Source organism: Paraburkholderia sp. (assembly GCF_036488505.1).
Lineage (GTDB): Bacteria > Pseudomonadota > Gammaproteobacteria > Burkholderiales > Burkholderiaceae > Paraburkholderia.
The window spans coordinates 1-1,930 of sequence record NZ_DASXHN010000254.1 but is presented as its reverse complement, the minus strand read 5'-3'; the positions used below and the strand labels follow the sequence as shown (position 1 = coordinate 1,930).

1 protein-coding gene is annotated in these 1,930 nt (G+C 61.2%); it reads right to left on the bottom strand.

Features of this window, described 5'->3' with window-relative positions; all coding sequences use genetic code 11:
- A partial coding sequence (locus VGH68_RS15445; protein ID WP_331604515.1) for an RNA polymerase sigma factor region1.1 domain-containing protein occupies positions 1 to 1,307 on the bottom strand: 1,307 nt, incomplete at its 3' end.
- Positions 1,308 to 1,930: the final 623 nt, after the last annotated feature.

Below are 1,930 nucleotides of genomic sequence, written 5' to 3'. Positions count from 1 at the left end.
AGGTTCGCCTCGATCATCTCGCTCTTGGCCTTGCGCATCTTCGATTCGGCCGCGACCATCTGGCGGTTGATCTCTTTCAGATGCTTGAGCGGCAGCGAAACCGTTGCTTCGATGTCGACGAGCTTCTGTTGCTCGGACTGGATCGCCGGCAGATAACGCAGGAGCGCCGCGCCGTATGCCGATGCACCGGTGCGCGCCGCGCGTTCGGTCCAGCCGAGGTCGGTTTCGGTGCCAGCAAACGTCTCGATGAACTTCTCACGCGGCATGCCGGCTTTCGAGACGGCGATCTGCAGGATATTGCGCTCGATCGCGCGCACCTGCGCAACCTGCTGCTGCACGTCACCGCACAGGCGGTCGATCGTGCGCGCGGTGAAGCGGATCTTCGCGAGGTGCTGTTGGATTTCCTCACGTGCGCGCAGATAGCCCTTCGAGCTGACGTCGCCGCGCGTATGCGCCGCGTTCATCTGGTCGTACAGCATGCCGACCTGGGCGAAGATTTCGAGGCACTCGCTCGTGAGCTGCTTCAGACGCGCTTCATCTGCCGCCGCCGAATCCGCCGCGACATCGTCGTCGTCTTCCTCTTCTTCGCCGCTTTCATCGACGTTGGCGTTTTCATCGCTGTCCGCGTCGGCGCTTGCTTCCTCTTCCGCGGCGACCGTTTCTTCGTTCAGACCGTCGACCAGTTCGTCGACGCGCAGTTCGCCGTCGGCGACCTGCTGGGCGCTCGCCAGAATCGCGGAGATGGCGAGCGGGCATGCGGCAATCGCCTGCACCATTTCGTGCAGACCGTCTTCGATGCGCTTCGCAATCGCAATTTCGCCTGCGCGCGTGAGCAGCTCGGTGGCGCCCATTTCGCGCATGTACATGCGCACGGGGTCGGTGGTGCGGCCGAATTCCGAGTCGACGGTCGACAGCGCGACTTCGGTTTCTTCGTCGGCCTGGTCGTCCGAGACCACGGTGGGGGCGTTCGAGTTGAGCAGTAGGGTTTCCGCATCCGGAGCCTGCTCGTAGACCTGCACGCCCATGTCGCTGAACGCGCTGACGATACTGTCGATCGCGGCCGTCTGCGTGAAATTGTCGGGCAGGTGGTCGTTGATCTGCGCGTGGGTCAGGTAGCCTTGCTCCTTACCCAGCTGGATCAGCGCGCGCATCAGGCGCTGGCGTTCTTCGGCTAGCTGCGGCGGCAGTTCGGCTGCCGTGGCGATCGCTTTGTTGGCGCCCTTGCCTTTGGCCGAGCGGCCCGAGGGAACTTTGGCGGTGAAGGCGGCGGTTTCGTGTTGCGAATCTTCGCGATCGAAAGGGTTCACGTAATTTCCTCTAGAGGCTTCGCTATGAGACGCAAGACGCTACCGTCAGGCGTTTCGAGCAGGGCTCAGTATCACCTGATGTGACTCAACGCGGTTGTTGGGCTGTGCTCTGGGGAGCAAAAAAGATGAGCCCGCTTGAAGCGGGCCGATGGATATGCGAAATTTTGCGCGGCTCGCATTATATACGAGCCTGCGTATTCGCGCTCATCGTGCGCATCAATTGGTCGTGCTTGTCGGTGTCGCTTGCGTGCCAGTTAGTTTATCGGTCAGCCAGGCGCGTGGCTTTAGCGCTGCACCGCGGATTGCTCGCGCGTCTACGTAGATGGGGCGCACGTTGATCTTTTCCAGAGGGAGACGCCTTTGCCTTGTTCCATACGGGCATGCATCTTTGCACGCTTTCTTCAAAGAAATTCGCGGAAGGGGCTTGACGCGATGTCACCCGCTCTCCATAATCTCGCTTCTCTGCTGCAGACGCAGCGACGTGAAACGAGGCGGCACCGGTGGTTGCGGTGCTGCGCGATTCGCGCAACGATCTTTAAAAACTAACAGCCGATAAGTGTGGGCGCTTGATGCGGAATGCGGGCCGGTTCTTCGGGACTGGCCAGGGCAGCAGTATCAGAAGC